The organism is Petrotoga halophila DSM 16923 (genome assembly GCF_002924615.1).
The window spans coordinates 1-8,161 of the sequence record NZ_JALY01000157.1; the positions used below are offsets into that span (position 1 = coordinate 1).

The 8,161-nt window shown below is 31.6% G+C and carries 8 protein-coding genes and 1 pseudogene; all 9 read left to right on the forward strand.

Annotation, left to right across the window (positions count from 1 at the left end):
• On the forward strand, positions 1-929 hold a 929-nt coding region (locus tag AA81_RS07660), incomplete at its 5' end, for an O-antigen ligase family protein (RefSeq protein WP_211292674.1).
• Positions 926-2,140 carry a glycosyltransferase family 4 protein gene (locus AA81_RS07665; RefSeq protein ID WP_169999682.1) on the forward strand — a complete coding sequence of 405 codons (1,215 nt, stop codon included), beginning with the start codon at positions 926-928 and terminating at the stop codon, positions 2,138-2,140. The genes AA81_RS07660 and AA81_RS07665, both read left to right, overlap by 4 nt.
• A gap of 411 nt (positions 2,141-2,551) precedes the next feature.
• Positions 2,552-3,052, forward strand: coding sequence for a winged helix-turn-helix transcriptional regulator (locus AA81_RS07670; RefSeq protein WP_103898705.1), 501 nt, complete (start codon positions 2,552-2,554; stop codon positions 3,050-3,052).
• A gap of 104 nt (positions 3,053-3,156) precedes the next feature.
• A complete protein-coding gene (locus AA81_RS07675; RefSeq protein WP_103898706.1) occupies positions 3,157-4,023 on the forward strand; it encodes a glycosyltransferase family 2 protein in 867 nt (288 codons plus the stop codon).
• A gap of 137 nt (positions 4,024-4,160) precedes the next feature.
• On the forward strand, positions 4,161-5,036 hold the full coding sequence (rfbA, locus tag AA81_RS07680) for a glucose-1-phosphate thymidylyltransferase RfbA (RefSeq protein ID WP_103898707.1): 876 nt from the start codon (positions 4,161-4,163) through the stop codon (positions 5,034-5,036).
• Complete coding sequence (rfbC, locus tag AA81_RS07685) at positions 5,029-5,601, forward strand: dTDP-4-dehydrorhamnose 3,5-epimerase (RefSeq protein WP_103898708.1); 573 nt, start codon at positions 5,029-5,031, stop codon at positions 5,599-5,601. Before rfbA ends, rfbC begins: the two co-directional genes overlap by 8 nt.
• Complete coding sequence (rfbD, locus tag AA81_RS07690) at positions 5,598-6,443, forward strand: dTDP-4-dehydrorhamnose reductase (RefSeq protein WP_103898709.1); 846 nt, start codon at positions 5,598-5,600, stop codon at positions 6,441-6,443. The genes rfbC and rfbD overlap by 4 nt, the downstream gene beginning before the upstream one ends.
• Positions 6,440-7,486 carry a dTDP-glucose 4,6-dehydratase gene (gene rfbB, locus AA81_RS07695; RefSeq protein WP_103898710.1) on the forward strand — a complete coding sequence of 349 codons (1,047 nt, stop codon included), beginning with the start codon at positions 6,440-6,442 and terminating at the stop codon, positions 7,484-7,486. Before rfbD ends, rfbB begins: the two co-directional genes overlap by 4 nt.
• 9 nt (positions 7,487-7,495) lie before the next feature.
• Positions 7,496-8,161 (forward strand): annotated as a pseudogene (locus tag AA81_RS07700) (glycosyltransferase family 1 protein); the annotation flags it as partial.

Genomic DNA, 8,161 nt, shown 5'->3' on the forward strand with positions numbered 1-8,161 from the left:
ATAAAAATGGGACACTTTATATTACAATATCAATAAGTTTTTTTATTTATATGATTTCTTTTGTAATTTTTGAAAATTTAAATGTAAAAGTATATAACATTTTAATTATAATTTATGCAACATTGATTTTACTCTTCACAATTAATATATTTAACACCTATTTCACTGAGATATTTATTTCATCTCAATATTTAGTTCCTGGAAAAAATTCTAAAGGTCCAATGATAGTTTTCTCTATCTTATTTGGTATTTTTCTGATATTGAATCTTAAAAGCAGAATTTTAAAGATCTTTTTTTCGTTTTCCATAGTTTTTGAGTTTCTTGTTTTAAATTTAATAAGAAACAGAAGTAGTTTAGTTGCACTGTACTTAGTAATCTTTATTTTAATTTTGAAATCTCTAAAATTAAAAAGAATATCATCTATTTTAATATTGACGATTGTAATTTTATCAATTTTATTATTTGCTATTTTTGCTTCAGACTTGGTAACTTCTATTATCGCATGGCTTATTGAAGTCTTCGTCAAAAACTTCAATATTCATGATTTAAGCAATCTAAGTTCCGGTAGACTTGATTTTTATGCTCGAGCATTAAGCACTTTTGAGAAAAACCCAATAATAGGAACTTTGGGGGTTCAAAATTATTATGTTGACAATGCATTTTTGTTAGTACTCGCAAATTACGGTTTGATAGGAGCAATTTTTTATATACCATTTATTCTTTTTGTTCTTTATACAATAATTATTAATCTAAGGAGAAATTCGATCAAAGACTTAAGATTTTATGTATCTTTAGTATGGCTTACAGCTTTGTCAATATCTCTTTTTGAAGGTTTAGCTCCATTTGGGCCAGGAACTACTTATATTATCGCATGGATATTACTACCATTGATAATATCAAAAAATCGGGAAAAAAGGATGAGAATATGAAAATAACTCTAATAGGAAGGCCATCACGAGAGTTGACTTATCTAGCAAAGCAACTTTATATAGATCAATATCTACAAAAAGTTATAACATTCCGTTATTTAGATGTAAATGATTCTCGCGAAACTATAAAACTATTTTTTAGGCTAAAAAAAGGCAACGAGATAAACAAACTAACAAATGCCGTTTTATCAACCTATGTTTTGAATTCATTATTAAGAAAACTATCGCATCCGTTTCTAAAACAGAGTTCCATCGAATTTGCCCATCATACGTCCGATAAATATTTTTCATTCATTGCATCAAATTACTTGCCATTGAATTCTGATATATACCATGGATGGATGAATTACTCATTAAATTCATTCAAAAAAATATCTAAAAAAAATCCCAAGGGAATCAAAGTCCTTGAATTGTACACTATTCATCCCGATTCTATAAGAAAAATTCACAAGAAGTATTTTGGTGAAAATACTTACTTTATTTTCCCTTCTCAAAAACGCGATGAAATTATCGATGAAGAAATAGAAATTTGTGATGCAATTATAGCTCCTTCTGAATTCGTAAAAAAATCATTGAATAATTTAGACGACTCAAAAGTACATATCATCCCATTTGGAACAGATTGTTTAAAATTTTTTCCTAAGGAGAAAGGCAATGATTTTTATTTTCAAGAAGAATTAGTAGTTTTGTTTGTTGGTAATATTACTTATACCAAGGGTTTCGATCTGCTTTACAACGCTATCGAATTTCTAAGGAATAAAAAAAGAAAAATAAAGTTCAAAGTTGTTGGATCGGTTGCAGAAATTTATTCTTCTCGGTTCAAAACAATTATTAAAAATATAGAATACCTTGGAAGGATTCCTCATGATAAGTTAAATGATGTTTATAATTCGGCTCATTTGCTGGCTTTGCCATCTTATTATGAATCAGGTCCTCTCGTTGCGTATGAAGCTTTAGCAGCTGGCCTGCCTGTCATCATCACTGAAAACATGAATCCACTCGTTGAAAATGGGAAAAATGGATATTTTACCAAAATAAACGATATGAATGATGTTGCCGATAAAATAAACAGAGTTTATGAGAATAGAGATTGGTTGGTTGAGGCATCTCACTATGCTCGAGAAACCGCTCTTAAAAACACATGGGAAGCTCGGTATTCTAATTTAATTCGTTTGTATGAACAATTATTAAAACAGAGAAGTGAAATTTGATTGATAAAAAAACAGATAACATCAAAAGTAAAAGTGGTTATCTTCCAAAAAGTAGGGTTAGAAAAAATGAAATAAGCGTAAATAAGCGTATATGATTAAAATATCTCATATCACTCCTAATATACTTGCTTTTTTCTAAATGATACGAGGTGAAAAAAGGACTGCGCGAATTCTTTTAACAGATACTGAATATAACAGAGTCATGGTAAATAGCAAAGATAAGGCAAGGAGGAGACATCATCAACATATATGCAAATAACTGACTTTATATATTGTAGTTAGTAATTTTAATTTAATTCCAGTTAAGTACCTATTATTTTCGTAAGAGATTCAAAAATATTTGACAATTACCAAAATAATTGCTATAATCTTTTTATATTGTTCAAAAATTGAACGAAGGTGTTGCATATTATGCAAGATAACGAGATACTCATTTTAGAAGAATTAGAAAAGAATTCTGATATAACTCAAAGAGACCTTTCAGAAAAAACAGGGTTATCCTTGGGAATGGTGAATTTACTTTTAAAAAAGTTCATCAAAAAAGGGTTTGTCAAATTAGAAAGGTTAAACAGTAAGAGTTTCAGGTACATATTAACCCCTGAAGGATTCAAAGAAAAGAGCAAAAAGACAATAGAGTACATGAAAATATACTATAGAAGAACATTGCTGATAAAACAAAACATAGAAAGAATAATACAAAGATATGGGAGAAATAGAACTTACGTTCTATTTGGGAAAGATAAAGAAATGAAGGAAATAATAGAAGGGATATTGAAAGAGTTGAGAGTTAAATACATAACAGAAAACGAAGTTGAAAAAATAGAAAGTACAAACGTTGTACTATACTGGAATGTTGAGGATAGAGAGAAGCTTGAAGGTTTGAAGTGCGAGTTTTTGATGGGGGGAATGTGAAATATTATGAATAGTTTAAAAGTTCTCGAGGGTAAGATTTAATAGCCATTGGAAAAAATCACTATTAAGGTTGCTATAGTCTGTGTTAAAAAGGGGAGGTAAAGATGGCTCAAATTCTTTTCTCGGTTATTATCGTTTCTTACAAAAAATTGGACATATTAATAGATTGCTTGGACTCAATATATAAATACAATGATATAGGAGATAAATTAGAAATAATTGTAGTTGACAATAGTCCAGAAGACAATATTTATAATTATATAAAAAACAATTATAAAGATGTAAAAATTTTGAAATCTGAAAATAGGGGTTTTGGAGCTGGTAATAATTTAGGGGCGAAAATTGCAAGAGGAGAGTATCTTCTTTTCCTTAATCCTGATACTATTCTCATTGAACCAATTTTTCAATTTGCTATAAAGAAGTTTGAAGAAAATAATAATTTAGCATTATTTGGTATTAAGCTATTGGATAAAAATTTAAAAAGAAGTGCTTCATTTTCTTTTGTGGATGGGGATAGTTTTTTTCATGAAATGCCTATTAGACTTTTCTTAAAGATGGGCCTCTTTGTGGATGGAAAAATGTTCCTTTCTGGAGCCGATATTTTTATTAGAAAAAAGGTCTTTTTTGATATTGGGATGTTCGATGAAAATATTTTTATGTATATGGAGGAAGCTGATTTAACAAGGAGAATAAAAGCGAGCAATTATAAAACTAAATATTTTAAGGAGAAAAGTTTAATTCATCTTCGTGGAGGAACTGTTACAAGTAAAAGTTCAGCAATTAGAGAAAGGTTAAGAAGCACTAAGTATTATTGCAAAAAATATAACATTGATTTTAACAAAATGGTTTTACATCAAATTAGATACCATAAGTTTAAATATTTTATTTATCGAATATTCAAAAGCGAAAAATGCAAAGAAATAAAGTTTTACTTAGAAATACTAAAAGAATATTATAAAACAAGCAATTAAATTTGCACAGTTTTTCAATTCGATCGGGCTTCTAACTTAAAAAAATTAACTGAACTGTTTTTCTAATCAACAATATATATAAAATTAAAAGTGAAATCTTACCTATCTATATTGAAATAAGGGGGATGTATAAAACAATGAAATCCATAATCCTTGCAGGTGGCAGTGGCACTCGGTTATACCCGATAACAAAGTCAATAAGTAAGCAACTACTCCCTGTGTACGACAAACCAATGATCTACTATCCGCTATCAACCATAATGTTAGCAGGAATAAGGGAGATACTAATAATCTCCAATCCTGAATACATTGGATTGTACAAGCAGCTTCTAAACGATGGAAGTCATTTAGGACTAAAGATAGAATACAAAATCCAAGAAAAACCAAAAGGGATAGCAGAAGCTTTCATTGTTGGAGAAGAGTTCATAGGAAACGACAACGTATGTCTCATACTAGGAGACAACATATTCCACGGACAAGGCTTCTCACAGATGCTACAAAGGGCCGCTTCTTTGAAAGAAGGGGCTGTGATATTTGGATACTACGTAAAAGATCCCAAAAGATATGGTGTAGTAGAGTTCGATGAAAACAACAACGTAGTATCGATAGAAGAAAAACCCGAAAAACCAAAATCACATTACGCTGTACCAGGGTTGTACTTCTACGACAACAACGTAGTAGAGATAGCAAAGAACTTAAAACCTTCTGCAAGGGGAGAGTTAGAAATAACGGATGTAAACAAAGAATACTTAAAAAGAGGACAATTGAAAGTAGAATTATTTGGAAGAGGGTTTGCCTGGTTGGACACAGGAACGTACGACTCACTACTTGAAGCAAGTAACTACGTAGAAACAATACAAAAAAGGCAAGGCTTTTACATATCTTGTATAGAAGAGATAGCCTACAGAAACGGATGGATAAGTAAAGAACAACTCATAAAACTTGCAAAAGAAATGGAAAAGGTAGAGTATGGAAAGTATCTTTTAGAGATAGCAGGTGAAACAAATGGGTAAGTTCAAAAAGATTCAAACAGATATAGAAGGATTGTACTTAGTAGAGCCAACGGTATTCGGTGACGATAGAGGATTCTTCATGGAAACATGGAACAAAAAGGATTTCTTAGAAATAGGACTCGATTTAGAATTCGTACAAGACAACCATTCAAAGAGTAAAAAAGGTGTATTGAGAGGGTTACACTTCCAAAAGAAAAACTCACAGGGGAAATTGGTAAGATGTATAAAAGGAAAAGTATACGATGTGGCGGTTGATTTAAGAAAAAATTCAAAGACGTTTGGAAAGTATTACGGTATAGAACTAACAGAAGAAAACAAACTCATGTTCTACATACCAGAAGGATTCGCACATGGATACTTGGCACTAACAGAAGAAGTAGAATTTCTCTACAAGGCAACTAACTATTACTCACCTGAATATGAAAGTGGAATCATATGGAACGATGAAGATATAAACGTTGAATGGCCTTTAAAAACGTACGGGATAAAAGAAGAAGATTTAATACTATCAGAAAAAGACAAAAAACTACAAACCTTCAGACAGTACATAGGTGAAACTAAATGAAAATACTCATAACGGGTGCAAAAGGGCAGTTAGGCCAAGCGTTCCAAAAAAAGTTTGAACGATTAAACATACAATACATAGCAAAAGGTTCGAAAGAGCTAGATATAACAAAGATAGACCAACTAAGGAACGTTGTACAAAATGAAAAAGAAATAACCCACATAATAAACTGTGCTGCATACAACTATGTTGACAAAGCAGAAGAAGAATGGGAAAAGGCATATCAAATCAATGGACTAGGCGTAAGAAATCTATCGATAATATCAAACGAAATAAACTCAGAGCTAATTCATTACTCAACGGATTACGTTTTTTCAGGCAAAAAAGGTGAGTACACGATATACGACACACCTGATCCAATAAACAAGTACGGTGAAAGTAAAGCACTTGGAGAAAGAGAAGTAACTCAAGCACAAAGGTATTACCTAATAAGAACAAGTTGGGTGTTTGGAGTTGGAAAGGATAACTTTGCAAAAAAGGTAATAAATTGGAGTCAAAACAACAAAGAACTAAAGATAACAACGGATGAAAAAAGTGCACCCACATACACAGAAGACTTAGTAGAAGCAACGCTTGAATTGATAAAACAAAAAGTGTACGGGATATACCACATAACAAACACACCCTGTACAAGGTACGAATGGGCAGAATACATTCTAAAAAAGATAGGATGGCAAGGGACGCTTAAACAAGCAAAAAGAAGTGACTTCAACCTACCTGCAAAAAGACCCGAAAGTTCTGTTCTCAACAACTTCGGATACACAGAGGTAACAGGTAAAACAATGCCCGATTGGAAAGATGCAACCGACAGATTTCTCAAAGAAATGAGGTTGATCGGATGAGTATCTTAGTAACAGGGGTAGCTGGATTCATTGGAAGTAACTTCGTATACTACTACCTAAGAAAACACAAAGACAAAAAGATAATAGGGTTAGACAAACTAACCTATGCAGGGAATTTGGATAACCTATCCAAATTAAATGAAGAAGAAAAAAATAGGTTCACCTTCATAAAAGGTGACATAAACGATATAGAACTGTTGGAAAAGATATACAAAGAAAACGAAATAGAAGGGATAATAAACTTCGCTGCTGAAAGTCATGTAGACAGATCGATACACGATCCACAGATATTTTTAAAAACAAACATACTGGGAACACAAACGTTGTTGCATGTATTCAAAAAATACTATGATGAAAGAAAAAACCAGAAATTCCTACAAGTATCAACCGATGAAGTGTATGGTGCGTTGGGACCAACGGGATACTTCACAGAAAAAACACCCCTTGATCCACACAGTCCATACTCTGCAAGTAAAGCGAGTGCAGATTTGATAGTGAAGGCTTACCACGATACATATGGCTTAAATACGAACATAACAAGGTGCTCAAACAACTATGGACCATACCAATTCCCAGAAAAGCTCATACCGCTGATGATAAACAACGCATTGAACCACAAAGAGTTACCCGTGTATGGGGATGGCAAACAGGTAAGGGATTGGTTGTACGTGGAAGATCATTGCAAAGCGATAGAGCTTGTATTTGAAAGAGGAAGAAGTGGAGAAGTATACAACATAGGTGGACACAACGAAAAGGAAAACATAGAAATAGTAAAAATAATAATAAACTATCTTCAAGAAAAAACAAAAGACGAAAAGATAAACGAAGGATTGATTAAACATGTGAAAGACAGGTTAGGCCATGACAGAAGATACGCAATAGACCCAAGAAAGATAAAAGAAGAGTTAGGCTGGAAACCAGAAACAAAGTTTGAAGAAGGGATAAAAAGAACGATAGATTGGTACCTGGAAAACAAAGAATGGATGTATAAGGTTATAACAGGGGAGTATAAGGAGTTTTATAGGAGGAATTATGGGGGATGATTTTATATTATGATTAAAAAAACTCTAAAAGCTTTATATGGTTCTTATAAATATAAAAATGAAAAAAAATATTTTGATAGGATAATTGATTATATTGATTTCGACGAAGCACAACAAGAAATACCAAAATCCATTAATACAATTACTTTTGTTATTCCTGGAATGTACTCATTCAGCGGCGGCCATACTTCCATTTTAAGGTTAGGAACATATTTGGCAAATTTTGGTTATAACATAAATTATGTAAGTTATACGAATCAAAATGTAGAAGATATGGAGAAATCAGCGAAAATAAATTTGGCAAATTATAAAGGCCGCTTTTTTTCAAAAGATCAGTTGTTTGATCTCAGTAGTGATGTATATGTCGCAACGATGTGGGATTCTTCTTATATTGTAAAAAAATTACCAGGTTATAAAATGTATTTTGTACAAGATTATGAACCATATTTTTATCCATATGGTGAAAAGCACATATTAGCAAAAAAATCCTACGAATTAGGCTTACATATGGTAACATTAGGACCGTGGATTAAGGAAAAGATTAAATCTGAAAAACAAAGTTTAACCAAAATAGATGCTATTGATTTTCCTTATGAAAAAAGTGAATATGGATTTGTTGAACGAAATTTTAATGACTATAAACATAAAAAAGAATTTGATATTGCTGTCTATATA

Excerpts from the sequence above, each read along its gene's own strand:
- rfbD (WP_103898709.1), top strand. The coding sequence starts at position 5,598 with ATGAAAATACTCATAACGGGTGCAAAAGGGCAGTTAGGCCAAGCGTTC.
- rfbC (WP_103898708.1), top strand. The coding sequence starts at position 5,029 with ATGGGTAAGTTCAAAAAGATTCAAACAGATATAGAAGGATTGTACTTA.
- rfbB (WP_103898710.1), top strand. The coding sequence starts at position 6,440 with ATGAGTATCTTAGTAACAGGGGTAGCTGGATTCATTGGAAGTAACTTC.
- AA81_RS07665 (WP_169999682.1), top strand. The coding sequence starts at position 926 with ATGAAAATAACTCTAATAGGAAGGCCATCACGAGAGTTGACTTATCTA.
- AA81_RS07670 (WP_103898705.1), top strand. The coding sequence starts at position 2,552 with ATGCAAGATAACGAGATACTCATTTTAGAAGAATTAGAAAAGAATTCT.
- AA81_RS07675 (WP_103898706.1), top strand. The coding sequence starts at position 3,157 with ATGGCTCAAATTCTTTTCTCGGTTATTATCGTTTCTTACAAAAAATTG.
- rfbA (WP_103898707.1), top strand. The coding sequence starts at position 4,161 with ATGAAATCCATAATCCTTGCAGGTGGCAGTGGCACTCGGTTATACCCG.